This window comes from Polaribacter sp. MED152 (assembly GCF_000152945.2).
In the GTDB taxonomy this organism is placed as follows: Bacteria; Bacteroidota; Bacteroidia; order Flavobacteriales; family Flavobacteriaceae; genus Polaribacter.
Window position 1 is genome coordinate 365,025 of record NC_020830.1, and the last position, 20,891, is coordinate 385,915.

Sequence of the window (20,891 nt, forward strand, 5' to 3'; positions counted from 1 at the left end):
TACTACTTTTGCAAAAAATTAAAATAGAGTTATGTTATCAGTTTCTAATTTATCTGTTCAGTTTGGAAAACGTGTTTTGTTTGATGAAGTAAATACCAAATTTCAAACAGGAAATTGTTATGGAATTATAGGCGCCAATGGTGCAGGTAAATCTACATTTTTAAAAATAATTTCTGGTAAGATGGATCCTACCTCTGGTCAGGTTCATTTAGAGGCGGGTAAAAGAATGTCTGTACTTACTCAAGATCACTATGCTTATGATGAGTACCCTGTTTTAGAAACAGTGGTTATGGGTAACAAAGATCTTTTTAAAATTAAAAAAGAGATTGATGCACTTTATACAGATTATACCGATGAAAATGCAGAAAAAATTGGTGAACTTCAAATAGTTTTTGAAGAAATGAATGGTTGGAACGCAGATTCTGATGCAGCTGCAATGCTATCTAACCTTGGTATAACTGAAGATTTGCACTATACTTTAATGAAAGATTTAGATGGTAAGCAAAAAGTACGTGTGTTAATTGCACAAGCACTTTTTGGTAATCCAGATGTTTTAATTATGGATGAGCCTACCAACGATTTGGATTTTGAAACCATTGCTTGGTTAGAAAACTTTATTGCAAATTTTGATAATTGTGTAATTGTGGTTTCGCACGATAGGCACTTTTTAGATGCAGTTTGTACACATATTTCTGATATTGATTTTGGTAAGATTAATCATTATTCTGGTAACTATACATTTTGGTACGAATCTAGCCAGTTAGCTGCTAAACAAAGAGCTCAACAAAACAAAAAAGCAGAAGACAAAAAGAAAGAATTAGAAGAGTTTATTCGTAGATTTTCTGCAAACGTAGCAAAATCAAAACAAGCTACTTCTCGTAAAAAAATGATTGATAAATTAAACGTAGAAGATATTAAACCTTCTAGTAGACGTTATCCAGCAATTATTTTTGATAGAGATAGAGAAGCAGGAGATCAAATATTGAATGTAGAAGGCTTAAGTAAATCTTTTGAGGGTGAGAAATTGTTTGATAATATTCACATCAACCTAAATAAAGGAGATAAAGTTGCTATTATTTCTAAAAATTCAAGAGCTATTACAGCTTTTTATCAAATTATTTCAGGTAATGAACCTGCAGATTCAGGTAAATATTCTTGGGGTGTAACTACTACACAATCTTATTTGCCACTAGACAACTCAGAATATTTTCAGAATGGAGATTTAAATTTGGTAGATTGGTTAAGACAATACGCACAAACAGAAGAAGAAAGAGAAGAAGTATATTTAAGAGGCTTTTTAGGTAAAATGATTTTTTCTGGTGAAGAAGCTTTAAAGAAAAGTAATGTACTTTCTGGAGGAGAAAAAGTTAGATGTATGCTTTCTAAAATGATGATGAAAAGAGCCAACATTTTAATGTTAGATGAGCCAACAAATCACTTAGACTTAGAATCTATTCAAGCATTAAACAATTCTCTAATAAATTTTAAAGGAACCATTTTATTCTCTACACACGATCATGAGTTTGCACAAACTGTGGCTAACAGAATTATAGAATTAACTCCTAAAGGAGCTATTGATAGATATGCTACTTTTGATGATTATTTATCTGATCCAAAAATTAAAGAATTAAGAGAAACAATGTATTCTTAATAGGATATAATTGTTACAAATAGTAAAAACCCATTATATAAACTAAAAGTTTAAATAGTGGGTCTTTAAATACTGTAATACAGGTTGTTGTAAAACTATTTCTTTTGTAAAGGACTTATGATTTTTACATCAGAAAATGAAATTGCTCCTCTAACAACGCCATCAATAGTTTTCTTCAAAGCTTCTATTAATTGCATTTTTAATTGTGATTTATGATAGATTAAACTTACTTCTCTTGCAGGTGGTGGACTGTTAAATTCACGTAAAAATTTCTTGTCTGAATCATTCAAATCTAATGTATGTAAATAAGGTAATAAAGTCATTCCTAAACCTTCTTTAGATAATTTTATCAACGTATCAAAACTTCCACTTTGCAATTGAAATCCTTTTTTATTATCAATTTTATGTGCTCTACAAAGATTTATAATATTGTCTTTAAAACAGTGTCCATCTTCCAATAAAAGAATATCCTCCATTTCTAATTCATTCACATCAATATTCTTGTTTTTGAAAAGCCTGTGATTCTGTGGAATTAAACCTACAAAAGGTTCATAATATAATGGCTTTTCTTTTATAGCCTCATTCTCTAATGGAGTAGCAGCAATGGCAGCATCTATATGACCATCTGTTAACTTTCTAATTATTTCTTCTGTAGTTAGTTCTTCAATAATAATTTTAACCTTTGGATATTTTTTGGTAAAATTATTTAAGAACATAGGTAATAAGGTTGGCATAATAGTAGGTATAATTCCTAATTTGAATTCGCCTCCAATAAATCCTTTCTGCTGATGAACAATATCTAGAATTCTGTTACTTTCATCTACAATAACTTTAGCTTGTTCAACAATTTTTTTACCAACCTCTGTAAGTTCAATTGGTTTTTTAGATCTATTAAATATTTGTACATCTAATTCATCTTCAAGCTTTTGAATCTGCATACTTAATGTAGGCTGAGTCACAAAACTGTGTTCTGCAGCGACTGTAAAATTTTGATATTCTGCTACAGATAAAACGTATTTAAGTTGAGTAATAGTCATTAATAAGAATTTTTGATAAAGATATTAAATCTATCAATATTGATTATAGTTTAAGTGACTTATTTTTAATAAATTTGAGTAAATAACAAAAGAATAATTATGAATAAGAATATATTAGGATTAGATAAATCAGACTCAAAAGAATCAGTAGAAAAATTAAATGGTTTGTTAGCAAACTTTCAAATTTACTACCAAAATTTAAGAGGTTTACACTGGAATATTAAAGGTAAAAACTTTTTTGATTTACATGTAAAATTTGAGGAATTATATACAGATAGCCAAGTAAAGATTGATGAAATTGCAGAAAGAATTTTAACGTTGCAAGGCAAACCTTTACATACTTTTACAGATTATATTGCAAATAGCAGTGTACCTGTAGGTAAAGATATTTCTCAAGATGTAGAAGCTGTAGAATTAGTAGTAACTTCTTTGTCTGAATTGTTAAAAATTGAAAGAGAAATTTTAGATTTATCTGATAAGTCTGATGATGAAGGAACAAACGCAATGATGAGCGATTTGATTTCTGAACAAGAAAAAACGATTTGGATGTTAAATTCTTGGTTAGGGAAATAGATCTAATTGAATGATAAAATAAAAAAGAGGACTAACAAGTCCTCTTTTTTATTTTATAGAAAATGAATATCCTACTTGAAAACCTAATAAATTGTAACCATCATTGGGTTTTTGAAAATTTAAATTCGAAACATGGCCAATATGAGAACCTACATAAAGAAATTGGTCATTAAAAATTTCATAATTAAGACCTAAAGCAAAATTTTCTATGAAAGTAAAACCTTCTGGCAAACGTTCTGTGTTAGTGTCAATATAAGAAAAACCTAAACTTACAGAGGCTTGTACATCTAATTTACTCATTAATTGTTTACTTGCAGAAAATCCGAATTCTAAAGCATATAAATTCATGTTTTTCTTTTTAGTAAACTCGTCAATTTTAATTATATAATTTTCTTGATCTGGAGTTACGTAAAAACTATTTAGGAGTTGATGCTCTAAAAATTGTACTTGAGGCTGCACAATCAACTCAAAATTTAAAGACTTCCAATTTCCTAAATTATAGAATGCTTGTCCTTTAAAAATTTTTGCTGTGTACGTATAATCTGGATCATCATGAAAAAATTGTTCATTAGAACCAAAGGCATATAAAAAGCCTACTTTCATAGGCTTTAGTTTACTATTAGAATTCTGAGCTACGGTTTTTATCGATAGAACTAGAATTGAAAAAAGTAGGAGATATTTTCTCATAATTAGCTAAACATTTTAGCTACTTTTTCAGCTTTTCTACTTTCTGAGTAATCATAAAAACCTTCTCCTGATTTTACACCTAATTTCCCAGCCATTACCATATTTACTAATAATGGACAAGGAGCGTATTTAGGGTTTTTGAATCCGTCATACATTACATTTAAAATAGATAAACAAACGTCTAAACCAATAAAATCAGCCAATTGTAAAGGGCCCATTGGGTGTGCCATCCCTAATTTCATTACTGTATCTATTTCTGCAACACCTGCAACACCATTATATAATGTTTCTATAGATTCATTTATCATTGGCATTAATATTCTATTTGCAACAAAACCAGGATAATCATTAACTTCTACAGGAACTTTGTTAATTTTTTCACTTAAGTCTACTATGAATTGAGTTACTTCATCAGAAGTATTGTAACCTCTAATAATCTCGACCAACTTCATAATTGGCACAGGATTCATAAAGTGCATACCTATTACTTTATCTGCTCTGTTTGTTTCTGCAGCAATTTGAGTAATTGAAATAGATGAAGTATTTGTAGCTAAAATGGTGTCTTCAGGACAAACTTCATCTAACTCTCTAAAAATTTTAGATTTTAAAGCTACATTTTCTGTTGCTGCTTCTATTACTAAACTAGCATATTTTACACCTTCTTTAATAGAGGTATACGTTGTTATGTTGCCTAAGGTTTTATTTTTATCTTCTTCAGAGATTTTTTCTTTTGCAACCATTCTATCTAAATTTTTAGATATAGTTGCCAAACCTTTTTCTAAGGCTTTTTCAGAAACATCAATCAATTGAACATTATAATCGAATTGTGCAAAAGTATGTGCAATTCCATTACCCATTGTTCCAGCACCAATTACAGCTATATTTTTCATGTTATATATTTATTTATTTAATTTTTTAAGTCTTCTTCTGTTTTAAAACAATCTATTACCCATTGTGCAATTCGTAAAGCTTCTGTACCATTATGCAAAGAAACTATTGGAGTAGTATCATTTAAAATGGCATCAGCAAAAGTTTCTAATTCGTCTAAAATTGCATTGCTATTAGTTACTTCTGGATTTTCAAAATAAATTTGTTTTTCTACACCTTCATCATTTTTAAGCACCATTGCAAATTCATCTAAATCTTCTGGAGCATCTTGAATTCTAACAATTTCTGATTCCTTACTTAAAAAGTTTACAGAGATATAAGCATCCTTTTGAAAGAAACGCGTTTTACGCATATTTTTCATAGAAATTCTACTTGCAGTAAGATTAGCAACACAGCCATTTTCAAACTCAATTCTAGCATTTGCAATATCAGGAGTTTCTGAGATTACAGAAATACCACTAGCATGTACATTTTTTACTTTAGAATTTACTGAAGATAAAATGATATCAATATCATGTATCATCAAATCTAAAACTACAGGTACATCAGTTCCTCTAGGATTAAATTCGGCCAACCTATGTGTTTCTATAAACATAGGATTATTGATTTTATCTTTTACTGCTTTAAAAGCAGGATTAAAACGCTCTACATGACCTACTTGACCTTTTACATGATATTGGCTAGCTAAAGTTTTAATAGCTTCTGCTTCTAATACAGTTTTAGCAATTGGCTTTTCAATAAAAATATGTCTTCCTTTTTTAATGGCCTTTTCAGCACAATCAAAATGAGAGAGGGTAGGTGTTACAATATCCACAACATCTACAGCATCAATTAAATCATCTATAGAATTATATGAAGTGTAGCCAAATTGTTCAGCAACATTTTTTGCATTTTCTTCTGATGGATCATAGAAACCAATCAAATCATACTTTGAAGATTCTTTTAACAAACGAAGATGAATTTTTCCTAAATGGCCAGCACCTAAAACTCCAACTTTAAGCATATAGATAAATTTAAAATTTTATTAATGAATGTAATACTAAAGAATAATTTTAGTACATTATTTTTAGCTAATATGCTGATTTTTAAATCTTAAATTAGCCGAAAACAAAGATACAATTTTATAAGAGTTTATTTAGAAATATTACTATTTTTAGGCTTTAGAAACCAACCATTCATTGAAAGATACAGCAAAACATCAAGGACTTAGAAATCAACTTGTAAAAGTTTTAGAAGCTAAAGGAATACATGATAAAAATGTATTAAAAGCCATTAGTAAAATTCCAAGACACTTGTTTATAGATTCTAGTTTTGAGGCTCATGCTTATCAAGACAAAGCATTTCCTATAGCAGCAGAACAAACTATTTCTCAACCTTATACTGTAGCGTTTCAATCACAAACTTTAGAAATAAAACCTACAGATAAAATTTTAGAAATAGGTACAGGTTCTGGATATCAAACAGCTGTTTTATTGGAGTTTAAAGCAGAAGTATATACTATTGAAAGACAGCATGAACTCTTTAAAAGAACATCTTCTTTTTTACCCAAAATAAATTACAAACCCAAAAGATTTATTTTTGGTGATGGTTATAAAGGCTTGCAAGAACAAGCACCATTTGATAAAATTATAGTAACTGCTGGTGCACCTTTTGTACCTAAACCATTATTGGCACAGCTAAAAGTAGGAGGTAAGCTATTAATACCTGTTGGTGATAAAACCCAAATAATGACGTTGTTTATTAGAAAATCTAATAAAGAATTCGAAAAATTAGAATTGGGTGATTTTGCTTTTGTACCAATGTTAGAGGAAAAGAACTAATTACTCAGCTCTTTCCCAATATTTTGTTTTTCCAAAAAGTGATACACCAATAAATCCTCTAATTTTTAATTTATTGTCTTTCACTAATTTTATATAACACTTATATACCTTTCCATTTCTAGGATCTAAGATTTCTCCTCCAGACCATTCATCTTCATCTTTTTCTAATCCCGTTAAAATATCTAATCCTAATATTTTTTTGTTTTTATTTTCTCCTTCGCATGCAGTACAAACAGAATTCTGTCTTGCAGGATCCATGATTTTTACAACTTTTGCATATGCTTTATTGTCTTTTTTATAGATTTCAATAACTGAATCTACTTCACCAGTTTCTTCATTGGTACTGTTCCATTTTCCAAAAATGGTTTGGGCGTTTATCGTAAACGCAAATAATAGGGTAGCTACTGTTAATAGTTTTCTCATTTTTTTATAGTTTTTATTGTTAAGCTTCTGCATCAAAATAATCATTCCATTTTCCTTGTACTTTCAGTACTTGTTCTATAACATCTCTAACACAACCCTCTCCACCTTTTATATTAGAAATGTATTTAGAAGCATTTTGAATCTCTGGTACTGCATCATTTGGGCAACTGGCCAAACCTACTTTTTGCATAACAGGTAGATCAGGAATATCATCACCCATATACAACACATTTTCTGCAGATAAATTATACTTTTCTACAATTTCATTGTATTGTTTAATTTTATCGTGGGCACCTAAATAAATGTCTTCAATACCCAAAGCTGCTAACCTACTTCTTACAGCTTCATTAGTTCCTCCAGAAATTATACAAACCCTAAACCCTTTGTTTAATGCTATTTTCATGGCATAACCATCTTTAACATTCATGTGTCTAACCAATTCTCCACTTGGCATTATGGTTAACATTCCATTGGTTAAAACACCATCTACATCAAAAATAAAAGTTGAAATTTTAGGCAATAATTGTTTATAACTAAGCTCCATTTTGGATTGATTTTGTTAATAGTTGATAAATTTCTTTTTGATTATTATCAAGCAAATTTAAATGATTTTTTATTGTTTGATGATCTTTACGAATAGCAGGACCTGTTTGTGCATCTTTGGGAGCTAAACTTTTTATTTTTTCGGATGTTTCTTCTATCAGAGGATATAAAATCTCGAAAGGAATTTGATGTTTCTCACAAATATCATTCCCAATAGCGTACATATAATTGGTAAAATTATTTACAAAAACAGCTGCCACATGTAATTTTTCACGTTGATTAGAATCAATTTTATAAATGTTTTTACCAATAAGGCTAGCTAGTTTTTCTAGTAATTTATAATTTTTGGTATTGTCTGCTTCTAGGCAAAAAGGAACTTTAGAAAAATTTACAGGTTTGTTTTTTGTAAATGTTTGCAACATATAAAAAACACCTTTGTTATTTTTATTTTGAAGCTCTTTAATACTGCAAGCACCAGAGGTGTGCACCAAGAAATCGTTGTTAATTTTCTTTGAAACTTCAGCAATAGCATCATCAGAAACTGCTAAAATTGTAATATCTGCAGAAGGTATATTTTCTAACTTTCTAGAGTTGATTTTGGTAAGTTGTATTTCATCAACTTTGCCAAATGCTTCATTTAAATGATTTGCAACATTTCCATCTCCAACAATTAAAACTGATATCATATTACGAAGATATTGAAATTTTAAGACAACATGTTTTTAAGATTTGTTAATTTAGCAACTATAAATCATTTTATGAAAAACTCAAATAAATTAGGTATAAATTCAACCTGCGTTCATGTGGGAGAAGTGAAGGATGAGCAGTTCAAAGGTGCAGTATCACCTATGTATATGTCTACATCTTATGCTTTTGATGGAGTAGATATTAAACGATATCCACGTTATTATAATACTCCAAATCAAGAAATGCTATGTAAAAAAATAGCAGCATTAGAAAATACAGAAGCTGGATTAATTTTTAGCTCTGGAATGGCTGCAATTTCATCAGCAATGCTAGCCTTCTTAAAAAAGGGAGACCATGTAATAGTGCAGCAAGTTATTTATGGAGGTACTTATAACTTTATTGTTTCTGAGTTTGATAAATATGGAATAGATTATTCTTTTACTGAATCTGATAAGTCAGAAGATTTTAAAGCTTTAATTAAAGAAAATACGAAAGTACTATACATAGAAACTCCATCAAATCCATTATTGGGGATCACAGATATGCTAGCTATTAGTAACATCGCTAAAGAAAATAATATTTTAACGATGATCGATAATACTTTTGCTTCACCTATAAATCAAAATCCTTATGATTTTGGTATTGATATTGTAATTCATTCTGCAACTAAATATATGGGAGGTCATTCAGATATTTCTGCAGGAGCTATTGCTGCAAGTGAAGAACACATAGAACAAATTTGGAAAACAGCAATTAATTTTGGCGGTAATTTAAGTGATCAAACAGTTTGGTTGTTAGAAAGAAGTTTAAAAACGTTAAATCTTAGAGTTAAGGAACAAACGAAAAATGCACAGCAAATGGCTGAGTATTTAGAAAATAGTCCAAATATTGATTCAGTATATTATCCTGGTTTAAAAAGTCATCCTCAGTATGAATTGGCGAAAAAACAAATGAAAGGTTTTGGAGCCATGTTGTCTTTTGAGTTAAAAGAAGGTATAGATGCTATGAAGTTTCAAAACAACTTGGCCTTAATAAAACCTTCTATGAGTTTAGCTGGTTTAGAGAGTACAACTGTAAGTCCTGCTCAAACTACACATGCACTTTTAAGTGAAGAAGAACGTTTAGAAAGAGGAATAAAAGATGGTTTAATACGTTTTTCAGTGGGTATTGAAGAGGCAGAAGATTTAATAGCGGATATAGAACAAGCCATAGAAAAAGCAAAATCATGAAGTTAGATATTTTAGCATTTGGTGCTCATCCAGATGATGTTGAGTTAGGTTGTGGAGCTACTTTAGCTAAAGAAATCTCTTTAGGTAAAAAAGTCGGAATTGTAGATTTAACAAGAGGTGAACTGGGTACAAGAGGCTCTGCAGAATTAAGAGATAAAGAAGCTCAAAAGTCAGCAGAAATTCTTCGAGTAGAAGTGCGTGAGAACCTTGCATTTGCTGATGGTTTTTTTACAAACGATAAAGATCATCAATTAGCAATAATACAGATGATTCGCAAATATCAACCAAAAATTGTTCTTTGTAATGCAATTGATGATAGACATATTGATCATGGAAAAGGTAGTAAATTAGTTTCTGATGCTTGCTTTTTAAGTGGATTAGCAAGAATAACTACACATTATAATAATGAAGTTCAACAAGAGTGGAGGCCAGAAAATGTTTATCATTATATACAATGGAAAAATATTGAGCCAGATTTTGTGGTAGATGTAAGTGGTTTTATTGATTTAAAAGTACAATCTGTTTTGGCATATTCTTCGCAATTCTTTGATCCTGAAAGTGATGAGCCAGAGACACCTATAACCAGCAAAAATTTTATTGATAGTGTTACGTATAGAGCAAGAGATTTAGGAAGATTAATTGGAGTAGAACATGCAGAGGGATTTACCACAGAACGTTATGTGGCAGTAGAAAATTTAGATAAAATTTTTTAATTTTTTCTTTTAAAAAAAGTAAAAAGAAGTATATTTGCACTCACAAGCAAATGGTGGTTGTAGCTCAGTTGGTTAGAGCGTCGGTTTGTGGTACCGAAAGTCGTGGGTTCGAGCCCCATCTTCCACCCAGAATAAAAAAAAAGCCTTCTCTTTTGAGAAGGCTTTTTTTACTTTTAGGGGTATTCTTAGGGGTACTAGGGGTAAGGGGTCAATTAAGGGTATTTAATAAAAAAGCTTATCAAATATTGAAGGTCCTTTTCAATAATATGATGTTTAGGGAACATCACCTTAAAGAGTTAATTCTATTCTTCAAGCAGAACTAGGGGTTAGCTTGTTTAACAGACTCTTCAATATCTGATAATCTTTGAAGAATATCTGTAGATAATTCTTCAACTTGCTTTTTTACTATTTCTTTAATATGAAATTCAATAGGGGATTGAACTTCTGTATTATTAGGGGTATAGCTTTTAGCTTCTTCTTTCTTTAATCCAGTAAGCAGCCACATTGGATCAACATCTTTAATGTTGTCAATGATTGCGAGTAATATTGTTTCGTTAGGTTTCTTTGTGTAATTAACTACTGCACTTACCAATTGTTGAGAAACTCCAATGAGTTCCGAAAACTGTCTTTGGTTTAGTTTAGAGTCTTTAAAAACCTTTATTACTCTGTCCGCTCTTTGTCTATTTTCATCTTTCATATCTGGGGGCACTACAAATATAGTAATTATTTACCACAAACAATGATTATTTTTAAATTATTTTATATTTTTTTTAAAATTTCCAGTATTTCCGCCTTTTTACGAGAAGAAATAGGAATTGTTTTACTATCAGTTAGTATTAAATAGCCTCCATCTGCCTTAATATACTCTTTAATAAATGCTTTATTTATTAAGTGACTTTGATGAACTCTTAAGAAACCCAGTGATGATAGTAGATTGGCGTAATATTTTAATGTCTTAGAAACAACTATTCTAGAACCATTTTCTAAATAAAACGTAGTGTAATTGTTATCTGATTGACATCTTATAATGTCATTAATATCTACTAATTGTATCTTATCAACCGTGTTTAAAGAAATTTTACTCGGTTTGTGGTGAGGGTTGTTAATTATCTCTTTTAATACATTTAACTGAGGTTTTTGAGGAGATATTTGTTTTTTAGCCTTGTTTATGGCTGTTTCTAATTCTTCAATAGAGTAGGGCTTCAATAGATAGTCTATAGCAGCAAATTTAAAGGCTTTTAAAGCATAGTCTTCACTTGCAGTAATAAAGATAACCTTTGATTCCATTAAGGGAACCAGTTCTAATATATCAAAGCCAGTGCCATCTCCAAGCATAATATCAAGGAATAGTATATCTGGTTTAAGCGTTTGAAGCTGTTTGGCTGCAGACACAACACTAGAAGCTTTACCAACTATATCAATATCTTTATGATAAGTTTTAATATCACTACATATAAGGTCTAAAGCATCCTTATTATCGTCTACCACAAATGATGTAAACTTATTCATTAGTATTCTGTTTTTAATGGTAACTGAAAGAAAACTCTTGTTCCTGTTGTGTTTTCTTTAGTTTTAATAGTTGTAATATTAAATTTATTTGATTTCGAAAGATACTGAATTCTTTCTTTAGTAACCTTTAAAGCTAAAGAATTATTATTTGTGGTAGACTTATTTTTTAAGGATCTGTCTATACCTATTCCATTATCTTCTATAGTGATTTCTAGAAAATTATTAATTAATCTAATTGCAATTGTAAGTAAGCCTTCTTTATCATTAGTAAAACCATGTGCTATGGCGTTTTCTATAAATGGTTGTAGTAACATAGATGGGAAGAGTATTTCATCACTATCTATATTGCTTAATTGCAGATCTATAGTATAATTAAAGATTTTTGAACTCATTCTTTGCTCTAATTCAATGTAATTCACAATTGTGGTTAATTCTTCTTTAAGTGTTATTTCTTCTTTTCTAGAGTTGTTTAAGACGCTTCTAAGCAAGATTGCAAATTGATTTATAGTTCTGTTTAATTCAGTTACATTGCCCTTATTACCAAGAGATTTAATACCATTCAATACATTAAATATAAAATGAGGATTCATTTGTAGCTGAAGTGCCTGTTGTTCTAAAGTTAATAAGTGGTTTTTTAACTTTAATTCTTTTACTTCCTTATTATGTCTTCTTTTTAGGTTTCTTAAGTGTAAATCAAGTGTTAGATAACCAACAGTTAATAGAATTACAGTAATTATTAGGTAAAATTCATCCTTTTTATAAAAGGGTGTAGTAATTTGAAAATTTAAAACTTGAATAGGGCTCTTTAACTCATCTATCTTAGATTGTACTTTTAGCTTGTATTTACCAAAATTTAAATTAGGTAATTGTAGTTCATTATTGCTAGTCCAATTAGAAGAAGTTCCGTTTAAAGTGTATTGGTATTTTACTTTATTGGGGTTTTCTAGATCTATAGTTTTGTATTTTAATGAGATGTTATTTTGGTCAGGATTTAGTACTATAGATTTTTTCGATTGTAATAAATTGTCAACTGAATTGCCATTGACATAAAAATCTTCAAAATGTAAAATTATATCTTTGTTTTTTTTATGTAATTGATATCCATTTATATATACTCCTTTATTTAAAGTGTTTATTAATGTTAGGTTCTCAGATTTTATAACCGAATTTATCTGATTAGTATTGAGGTTATTGTATTTGCTAATGGTTTTTACAAACGAAAATGTTTCTAAATCACGAATCTCAATACCATCTGTAAACGAAGAAATCCATAAATTTTTATTAATTACAACTAAGTCTGATATGTTTTTTAATGAGGTTAAACTCTTTTCAATTTTATCATTATCTAAAACAATAATTTCATTTTTCGAAGTTGCAGCTACAAATTTATTCTTAGATTTTACAATTGTGGTAATATCATCTTTAAAAATTTGCTTGATACTATTTGGGTTTTTGAGGTTGTCAATTTTCCATAATCCACTATTTGAAGAGATGTAAAAATTACCAGCATTAAAAAATATATCTCTTATAATAGAAAAATCTAAAACAGAATTAATTTCGATTGGTACAAGATTATCGTGTTTAAATTGAAAAACACCTTCTGTAGTAGAAACATAAATGATTTTATCTTTTTCATAAAAGTTTAATATTTCTCGAGATTTTATAAAAGTCTGTTTGTTGTTTCTAATTATAGTTAATCCATTTTTATGACCTAATAGCTTCAACCTTTTTGAAGTAAATAATGCTGTCGTTTCTAAATTACTTATCTCGCTAAAAAATAACCCATCAAATTTTACAACACCTTTACATGTAGCAAGCCAAACATATCCAATATCATCTATTGAACTTGCATTTATTGTGTTACTTGGCAAGCCGTTATTTATTGTGTAATTGGTAAAATTGAATTGTTGTGCATTGCTTTTGTTTAAATAAAAGCAGCAGATAAGTAGAATGAGGTATAATCTCTTTGTCATATTTCAATAGTAAAACGTCATTAAGCAAAAGCTTTGTTAATGACGTTTATAAAACTACAATTTCTATTCCATTTTATTTCATTGCGTATAATCTTTTATTATTTGTATCTGGTTCTATATGTTGTAGCTCTCCATAAGGCTTAATTAAAGGTTTTAAAACCGTAATTACTGTAGATTTTCCTTTGATGGTTAATACACTATTTTTTACTTTAAAAGACCATCTAAACTTTTCAAGTGGAATGTTTAATTCTTTAAAAGCTTCATATAATTCTGCTCTTTGCTCAATAAAGTCCATAATTTCTTCTTGAATTTCGAAAGTAGGTACTTCATCATCTGAGTTATGATAATCTAATTCAAACTTTACAGGCACTGTTTGTTGTGTGTAATAAGCCTCTCCAATATATCTTTCTGTTTCATTATAAATTGCTTCATACCAATCTATATCTTTTTCATTCGGATATTTTTTTGCCAATTCTTTAGATAAATCTACTTTTCCAGGTGAATTTGCAGTTGGATAAAATACATAATAAGGCTTTGCTAAAAAATGATTTGAAAACTCACCGTTAAAAATTGAGTAATAAGCAGAGGCAATAACTTTAGGTGAATCTTGAGCGCTAAACGTATTTTTTAGAGCATCCATCAAATTTTTATTAGTACCTAAACCATTTGCATGAAATATTATTTTAGATTTAGATGTAATTACATTTTCAAGAATTGGTAGTTCACCCTCTTTAAGTTTCATTTTTAAACTCTCTTCAGTAACAGGTTCTCCATTTACAACTGTTTCTAGTGATAAACCTTTAAACGGATTGCTTTTATTTACAATATGAATTTCACCATAAGGTAAATCATCTGCATTTGTGTTTAGCCAATTTATAATCTCTTCTATAGAATAGGTACCATTTACAATTTCTACTTTTTGTTGTTCGAAGTAATTTCTGGCATTAGTATAATACGTATCAGAGCTTGAATCATCACCAGTAATAAAAACTACAGGTTCTCTTAATACAACATCTTCATCTATGTTAAAATCGGTTTCTTCTTGAATAATTTCTGTTGATGCAATAATTTCTGGTTCAGCCCTGTGATCACATTTTAGGCTCAAGGTTGCCATAACAATTAGCGATAATAAAATACTTGCTTTTTTAATTGGAGTGTTCATCTTTCTATTTTTTAAATGTTAATACACCGTAAAAATAAGAGGGATGTTTGCTTAAATATTTTGCTAATTAGAATTCGTAAGTAGTAAGTTAGAATTCGTTAAAGAAAATGCAATGCTAGTTGTTGGAAATAAAAAGTTGGAGGATGTATAATTGTTCTAGCATTGCATTTTAGCTGCTGTAAATGTACAATTTAACATACTTAACCTTTTAAATATGTTGTAAGTTGATTGATTTTTGTTGTTAAATTAACAATATTGCCATTTTTGTTTAACAATTAAGTATAAAACCTGTTACAAAAGTTAAAAGAAACTATCGTTCCCTTTTCAGAATTTATTGTTGCATCTGCTCCTAATTGATTTGCCAATCTTTGTATAAGTACCAAGCCAATAGATTTAGACTTGTCTACTTCTTTAACATTAAAACCCACACCATTATCTTTGAATTCAAAGTATACTTGGTTATCATTTTCATGAATTTTTATGCTTATTTCATTATTTGTAGAAGAATTAAAAGCATGTTTGTAAGAATTTGTGATTAATTCGTTTACAATTAAGCCTAGAGCTTGATTTTGTTCTAAATGAATGTATAAATTTTCTTGAATATTGATGGTAAATTTTACTTGCTCTAAAGCACCATAAACTTTTTTTAAATCGTTTACAATAGTACCTACAAAATTAGTGAGGGAAATTTTAGAAATAGTTTCATTTTTCAATAAATCTTGGTGTAAGCTAGCTATAGTAGATATTCTGTTGATACTATATTGAAATGTAGTTTTAAGATCTTCTTCAGGCAATTTGTTCATTTGCATTTTTAAAATGCTAATGATTAATTGAAGATTATTCTTAACTCTATGATTTAATTCACTGTAAAGCACTCCTTTTTCTGATAAAGCTTTTTTAATTTCTTCATTTTTGATAGCAATAAGATTATATTGTTTCTTCTCTTTTACAAAGAAATAATAGAGTAGAAGTATCATTAAAATGGCAATAACTAAAAACAAAACAATAATTTGATTACGTTTTTGTTTACGCTCGTTAGTCCTTTGAATATTAAAATTTTCTTCTTCTTTTTGAATAAGTTTTATTGGGTATTCTAAAAGATTTAATAAGCTATTATTCTTTTCTTGATTAAGTTTAAAATTGATTGCGTTAGAAAAGTCTGAGTATTTTTCTGAATAAAAAGTAGCTGAATCTAAATTTTTCTTTTTGGTATAATAGGTAGCCAAAAGCTGATATCTGTCTCCAATGTTAGCATTAAAATCTAAGCTATCTATATATTTTTTACCCAAATCAGTTTGATTTGTATTTAAATAACAGAAAGCCATATTTCTGTAAAAGTCATTTTGAAAACCCCAATTACCTTCTTTTATATGTTTTCTGGCAGATTTTGCTTCTTGAAAGAAATACATTTTTGCTGCACTGTAATCCTTCTTGTATAAATAGTACTCGCCAATGTTACCCTTAACAACTCCCATTAAAACTTCTATATCTCTAGTATGTTTAAACGAGTCTGCTTTCTTCATCGTTTTTAATAAATCGAGTGATTTCCAGAAATAATGAAATGCAGAGTCGTATTCGTTATTTCTTTTGTAAAAAACACCAAAGTCGTTTAAAGATTGCGCATTTTTAAAGCTGATGCTATCTTTATGATAATTTCTATGCTTTTTTAAAAGTCTTATAGCCAATCCTGGTTGCCCTAAAAATGAGTATATATTAGATAAGTTTGCCTTGTCAGGACATGTTTCTAGCATTTCACTATTTACATAGAACATTTCGAATATCTTATTTTCTGCTAGAAAATTTCCATTCATTCTTCTTAACAACTTACACAGATAAAATTTATCGATCTCATTTTTTGATTTAAAATATAAATCATAGGCCAAATTATTCGCAATTTCAAATTTCTTTAAGTTACTATAAATTGCAATTCTGTAGAGTTCTAGTAAAAAAACGTTCGTATTTAGACTTCTATATTTCTTTACTTCTTTGTCAAAATATTTATCCCATTCTTCTAAGGTTTTAAACTGGGTGTAGTCTTCTATCTTATTAAATAGTATTAATTTTTTATCTACATCTTTTTCTGATAAAAATTGCTGGTAGTATTCTTCTTGACTTAAATTAGGGTCTACTTGGCAAAATCCAATAGTAGCGTTAAATACTAATATAAAAAATAACAAATATTTTGATAGATTCATCATGAGGTAATATCATCTAAAATTTCGATATATTGATTAGAAATAGGTATAGTTACTTCATTTAGCATAATCGTTTTTTTATTGAATGCACTAATATAATTAGTATTTACAATATAGGATTTATGGCACCTCTTAAAGTAACCTGGTAATTGTGGTAAAAAGCTTTTTAAAGTTGCTCTTTGTAAGTGCATACTACCATCTTCACAATGCAATTCTAAATAAATATTATCTGATTTTATATACATTACATTATTAAGCACAATTTTATGTTGAAAATTATTCTTCTTTACAAAAATGATGTCTTGTGCATTTTCAGCCAATTTAGAGTCATGATTGCTAATGGCAATTTCTATAGCTGCTTTTAAATTGTTTTGATGAAAAGGTTTTACTAAATAGCCTGCAGGTGTAGTTTTTGAAGCAAGCTCTATGGTGTCTGTATCTGCATTAGAGGTTAAAAAGATGAAAGGTATTTGGTAATTTTCATTTATAAAATGAGCTAAATCTATTCCAGTTTCTTTAGAGGATATTTTAATATCTATAAATACTAAATCTACTTTTATATTTTTTAGAACAATTAAAGCATCATTGTATGAAATAACATTACCAACAATATCATGACCTAAACTCTCCATGGTAAACTGCAAATCGTCTGCAATAATAACGTTGTCCTCTACTATTAAGATATTAATTTTGCTTCTCATAATCCCATCTATTATAAATAACCTCAATTTTTAAGATTAGATATTCTTAATTTATTCAGGGGCATAGTATGTAAAAAACAAGCTATCAGTTCAATTAAAAATCCAATTTTTCAGCCAGATATTTTGCTGTATAAGATTTTTTATTTGTGGCTAATTTTTCAGGAGTTCCTTCAAAAATAAGTTCGCCACCATTTTTGCCACCTTCTAAACCAAGATCAATAATATAGTCTGCACACTTAATTAATTCTATGTTGTGCTCAATAACAATAATTGAATGACCTTTTTCTATAAGTGCATTAAAAGATTTTAATAATTTTTTAATGTCGTGAAAATGTAAACCTGTTGTGGGTTCATCAAAGATAAACAATGCTTTGTCTTTTGTAGTACCTTTTACTAAAAATGATGCTAATTTTATTCTTTGTGCTTCTCCTCCAGAAAGTGTAGAGCTAGATTGCCCTAAAGTTACATAGCCTAAACCTACGTCTTGCAAGGGTTTAAGTTTTTTAGCAATTTTGGGTACTAAGTTTTCGGTAAAGAAGGCTACAGCATCATCTATGGTTAAATTTAAGATGTCATCTATAGATTTATTATCAAAAGTAACTTCTAAAACATCTTTTTTAAAGCGTTTGCCATTACAAACATCACATTCTAAATGAACATCTGCCATAAATTGCATTTCAATAGTAACTTCACCCTCACCTTTGCAGGTTTCACAACGACCACCTTCTACATTAAAAGAAAAATGTTTGGGCTTAAAATTTCTAATTTTAGATAATTTCTGATTTGCAAAAAGCGCTCTAATATCATCATAAGCCTTAATATAGGTAACAGGATTAGACCTTGATGAACGCCCAATAGGATTTTGGTCTATAAACTCAATATTTTTTAAAGTGTCAAAATCGCCAGTAATTTCTGTATGCTGCCCAATTTTATCTCCATAACCAACTAGTTTTTTCTGCATTGCAGGATATAAAATCTTTTTAACCAACGTACTTTTTCCAGAACCAGAAACTCCAGTTATTACAGCCAAGCTATTTAAGGGAAAAGTTACATCAACATTTTTAAGATTGTGTTCTCTTGCTCCTTTAATTTGTATTTTGTGTTTTGATGTTCTACGTTTTGTAGGGACTTCAATTTTTAAGTCTTCGTTTAAATATTGAGCAGTTAAAGATTTAGATTGTAAAATTTCGCTAAAAGATCCTTCAGCTACTACATTTCCTCCAAAAGTACCTGCTTCAGGGCCAATATCTATAATGTAATCTGCTTCTTTCATGATATCTTCATCATGTTCTACAACCACTACAGTATTTCCTAAATCTCTTAAGTTTTTTAAAACGCCAATTAAACGTTCTGTGTCTTTTGGATGCAAACCAATACTAGGTTCATCTAAAATATACATAGAGCCCACTAGTGAACTTCCTAATGATGTTGCTAAATTTATTCGCTGACTTTCACCACCAGAAAGTGTATTAGATGTTCTGTTTATGGTTAAGTAAGATAACCCAACATCCGTTAAAAATTTTAGCCTATTATTTATTTCAGTTAATAAACGCTTACCAATTTTTTCTTGATATTTATCGAGTTTAAGATTCTTGAAAAACACAGCTAATTCATCTAAAGGCAATGAAACCAAATCAGAAATGGTGTTTTCATTTATCCTAACGTAATCTGCCTCTTTTCTTAAACGTTTACCACTACAAGTTGTACATTTCGTTTTACCTCGATAACGTGAGAGCATTACTCTGTTTTGAATCTTGTAGCTTTTTTCTTCTAATACTGAAAAGAAATGATGAATTCCGTTAAAAGATCTATTACCATTCCAAACCAATTCTTTTTGTTTTTCTGTTAATTGAAACCATGGTTTATGAACAGGAATATCAAATTTATATGCAACAGAAATTAAATCTTCTTTATAATGAACATAAGAAGGAGTTCTAAAAGGAAAAATAGCATCATCAAAAATAGATAAGCCAGTATTTGGTATTACTAAATCTTCATCTATACCAATTACATTTCCATAACCTTCGCAAGTTGGGCAAGCACCATATGGATTGTTAAAACTAAATAAATGTGTATTTGGTTCTAGAAAAGAAATACCATCTAATTCAAATTTATTACTAAATTCAGTAATTTTTTTATTCTCTAAGTTTTCGATGAAACAAATTCCACTTCCTTCAAAAAATGCAGTTTGTATGGCATCTGCTAATCTGTTATAAAAATCCTCATCATCCTTAGTTACAATTCTATCAACTACCAAGAATATTGATTCATTATTATACTTTTCTTGAGGAAACTCAGAAATTCGATGTACTGTGTCATTCCATTTTAAACGCGCATAACCTTGTTGTTTTAAAACTTGTAATACAGTTTTAAGATCTCTATTTTCATTTATTTCAATTGGAGCAAGCAATAAAAGTTTTGTACCAACTTCAATTTTTTGAATAAATTTTACAACATCTGTTACTGTATCCTTTTTTACTTCATTACCAGAAATAGGAGAGTAGGTCTTTCCTATTCTTGCATATAATAATTTTATGTAATCGTAAATTTCGGTTGAAGTACCTACTGTAGATCTTGGGTTGGTAGAATTCACCTTTTGCTCAATTGCAATTGCTGGTGCAATACCTTTTATATAATCTACTTTAGGTTTGTCTAGTTTTCCTAAAAATTGACGAGCATAAGAACTTAAACTCTCTACATATCTTCTTTGACCTTCTGCATATAAAGTGTCGAAAGCTAAAGATGATTTACCTGAGCCAGATAAACCTGTAATTACAACAAGTTTGTTTCTTGGTATTACAACATCAATATTTTTTAAGTTGTGCAGTTTTGCACCTTTAATAATTATATTTTCTTTCGGATTTACAGTAGAAATATCAGTCTTCATTCAGTATAATAATAAACTATAAAAATACCACTTATTTTAAAGAAACTAAAAAAGATTGGCATTGTGTTTGCTAATTTGTTTGGTAAATAGAAAATAAATTTTATATTTACGAACTTAATATTCACAAAATTAGACGCATATAGTTAAAAACTACTTTTAAAATTATTAACAAAATAATGTTTTGATGAACCACTTGTTCATCTAAAAAAGTAG

The 20,891-nt window shown here is 29.0% G+C and carries 19 protein-coding genes and 1 tRNA gene; 6 read left to right on the forward strand and 14 right to left on the reverse strand.

The annotated features are described in order from the left end of the window. Nucleotides 1–31: 31 nt before the first annotated feature. A complete protein-coding gene (locus tag MED152_RS01670) occupies nucleotides 32–1,651 on the forward strand; it encodes an ABC-F family ATP-binding cassette domain-containing protein (protein ID WP_015480112.1) in 1,620 nt (539 codons plus the stop codon). 95 nt (nucleotides 1,652–1,746) lie between these two features. On the opposite strand, the gene MED152_RS01675 is transcribed toward MED152_RS01670, so the two are convergent. Beyond that, nucleotides 1,747–2,688, reverse strand: a complete 942-nt coding sequence (locus tag MED152_RS01675; RefSeq protein ID WP_015480113.1) for a hydrogen peroxide-inducible genes activator — start codon at nucleotides 2,686–2,688, stop codon at nucleotides 1,747–1,749. A 99-nt stretch (nucleotides 2,689–2,787) separates the two neighbouring features. On the opposite strand from MED152_RS01675, the gene MED152_RS01680 reads away from it, so the two are divergent. After that, on the forward strand, nucleotides 2,788–3,261 hold the full coding sequence (locus MED152_RS01680) for a Dps family protein (protein ID WP_015480114.1): 474 nt from the start codon (nucleotides 2,788–2,790) through the stop codon (nucleotides 3,259–3,261). A 48-nt stretch (nucleotides 3,262–3,309) separates the two neighbouring features. Here MED152_RS01680 and MED152_RS13810 read toward each other — a convergent pair whose 3' ends face one another. The 3 genes from MED152_RS13810 to MED152_RS01695 all read right to left on the reverse strand — a co-directional run bounded on the left by MED152_RS13810 (nucleotide 3,310) and on the right by MED152_RS01695 (nucleotide 5,839). Then, nucleotides 3,310–3,864: an acyloxyacyl hydrolase gene (locus MED152_RS13810; RefSeq protein WP_238559151.1), complete on the reverse strand. Its 555-nt coding sequence runs from the start codon at nucleotides 3,862–3,864 to the stop codon at nucleotides 3,310–3,312. Between the two features lie 86 nt (nucleotides 3,865–3,950). After that, entirely contained in the window at nucleotides 3,951–4,838 is an 888-nt protein-coding gene (locus tag MED152_RS01690; RefSeq protein WP_015480116.1) for a 3-hydroxyacyl-CoA dehydrogenase family protein, read from the reverse strand. A 17-nt stretch (nucleotides 4,839–4,855) separates the two neighbouring features. Further along, nucleotides 4,856–5,839: a Gfo/Idh/MocA family protein gene (locus MED152_RS01695; protein ID WP_015480117.1), complete on the reverse strand. Its 984-nt coding sequence runs from the start codon at nucleotides 5,837–5,839 to the stop codon at nucleotides 4,856–4,858. Between the two features lie 175 nt (nucleotides 5,840–6,014). Between MED152_RS01695 and MED152_RS01700 the strand changes: the two genes are divergently transcribed. After that, complete coding sequence (locus MED152_RS01700; protein WP_015480118.1) at nucleotides 6,015–6,656, forward strand: protein-L-isoaspartate(D-aspartate) O-methyltransferase; 642 nt, start codon at nucleotides 6,015–6,017, stop codon at nucleotides 6,654–6,656. Here MED152_RS01700 and MED152_RS01705 read toward each other — a convergent pair whose 3' ends face one another. Genes MED152_RS01705 through MED152_RS01715 form a run of 3 tightly spaced genes read right to left on the reverse strand, consistent with a single transcriptional unit; the run spans nucleotide 6,657 to nucleotide 8,308 of the window. Next, the gene (locus MED152_RS01705; RefSeq protein WP_015480119.1) at nucleotides 6,657–7,079 is read right to left on the reverse strand and encodes a DUF2147 domain-containing protein; all 423 of its coding nucleotides are present in this window, start codon (nucleotides 7,077–7,079) and stop codon (nucleotides 6,657–6,659) included. A 19-nt stretch (nucleotides 7,080–7,098) separates the two neighbouring features. Then, nucleotides 7,099–7,623: an HAD family hydrolase gene (locus tag MED152_RS01710; protein ID WP_015480120.1), complete on the reverse strand. Its 525-nt coding sequence runs from the start codon at nucleotides 7,621–7,623 to the stop codon at nucleotides 7,099–7,101. Continuing rightward, entirely contained in the window at nucleotides 7,613–8,308 is a 696-nt protein-coding gene (locus MED152_RS01715) for a Rossmann-like and DUF2520 domain-containing protein (protein WP_015480121.1), read from the reverse strand. Before MED152_RS01715 ends, MED152_RS01710 begins: the two co-directional genes overlap by 11 nt. A gap of 72 nt (nucleotides 8,309–8,380) precedes the next feature. Between MED152_RS01715 and MED152_RS01720 the strand changes: the two genes are divergently transcribed. From MED152_RS01720 to MED152_RS01730, 3 genes are all read left to right on the forward strand, one after another. Beyond that, entirely contained in the window at nucleotides 8,381–9,538 is a 1,158-nt protein-coding gene (locus MED152_RS01720) for a PLP-dependent aspartate aminotransferase family protein (protein ID WP_187288764.1), read from the forward strand. Next, nucleotides 9,535–10,251, forward strand: coding sequence for a bacillithiol biosynthesis deacetylase BshB1 (bshB1, locus tag MED152_RS01725; RefSeq protein WP_015480123.1), 717 nt, complete (start codon nucleotides 9,535–9,537; stop codon nucleotides 10,249–10,251). Before MED152_RS01720 ends, bshB1 begins: the two co-directional genes overlap by 4 nt. Before the next feature lie 52 nt (nucleotides 10,252–10,303). Continuing rightward, nucleotides 10,304–10,379: transfer RNA gene (locus tag MED152_RS01730), tRNA-His, on the forward strand. Between the two features lie 191 nt (nucleotides 10,380–10,570). Here the strand turns inward: MED152_RS01730 and MED152_RS01735 are convergent. From MED152_RS01735 to uvrA, 7 genes are all read right to left on the reverse strand, one after another. After that, on the reverse strand, nucleotides 10,571–10,948 hold the full coding sequence (locus tag MED152_RS01735; RefSeq protein WP_015480124.1) for a helix-turn-helix domain-containing protein: 378 nt from the start codon (nucleotides 10,946–10,948) through the stop codon (nucleotides 10,571–10,573). A gap of 62 nt (nucleotides 10,949–11,010) precedes the next feature. Beyond that, on the reverse strand, nucleotides 11,011–11,760 hold the full coding sequence (locus MED152_RS01740) for a LytTR family DNA-binding domain-containing protein (RefSeq protein ID WP_015480125.1): 750 nt from the start codon (nucleotides 11,758–11,760) through the stop codon (nucleotides 11,011–11,013). Continuing rightward, nucleotides 11,760–13,733 carry a histidine kinase gene (locus tag MED152_RS01745; RefSeq protein WP_041383292.1) on the reverse strand — a complete coding sequence of 658 codons (1,974 nt, stop codon included), beginning with the start codon at nucleotides 13,731–13,733 and terminating at the stop codon, nucleotides 11,760–11,762. Before MED152_RS01745 ends, MED152_RS01740 begins: the two co-directional genes overlap by 1 nt. A 73-nt stretch (nucleotides 13,734–13,806) precedes the next feature. Next, complete coding sequence (locus MED152_RS01750) at nucleotides 13,807–14,895, reverse strand: hypothetical protein (RefSeq protein WP_015480127.1); 1,089 nt, start codon at nucleotides 14,893–14,895, stop codon at nucleotides 13,807–13,809. A 275-nt stretch (nucleotides 14,896–15,170) separates the two neighbouring features. Next, nucleotides 15,171–17,093: a sensor histidine kinase gene (locus MED152_RS01755; protein ID WP_015480128.1), complete on the reverse strand. Its 1,923-nt coding sequence runs from the start codon at nucleotides 17,091–17,093 to the stop codon at nucleotides 15,171–15,173. Beyond that, nucleotides 17,090–17,791: a response regulator gene (locus MED152_RS01760; protein ID WP_015480129.1), complete on the reverse strand. Its 702-nt coding sequence runs from the start codon at nucleotides 17,789–17,791 to the stop codon at nucleotides 17,090–17,092. The genes MED152_RS01755 and MED152_RS01760 overlap by 4 nt, the downstream gene beginning before the upstream one ends. Nucleotides 17,792–17,885: 94 nt before the next feature. Beyond that, nucleotides 17,886–20,678, reverse strand: coding sequence for an excinuclease ABC subunit UvrA (uvrA, locus tag MED152_RS01765; RefSeq protein ID WP_015480130.1), 2,793 nt, complete (start codon nucleotides 20,676–20,678; stop codon nucleotides 17,886–17,888). Between the last annotated feature and the right edge of the window lie 213 nt (nucleotides 20,679–20,891).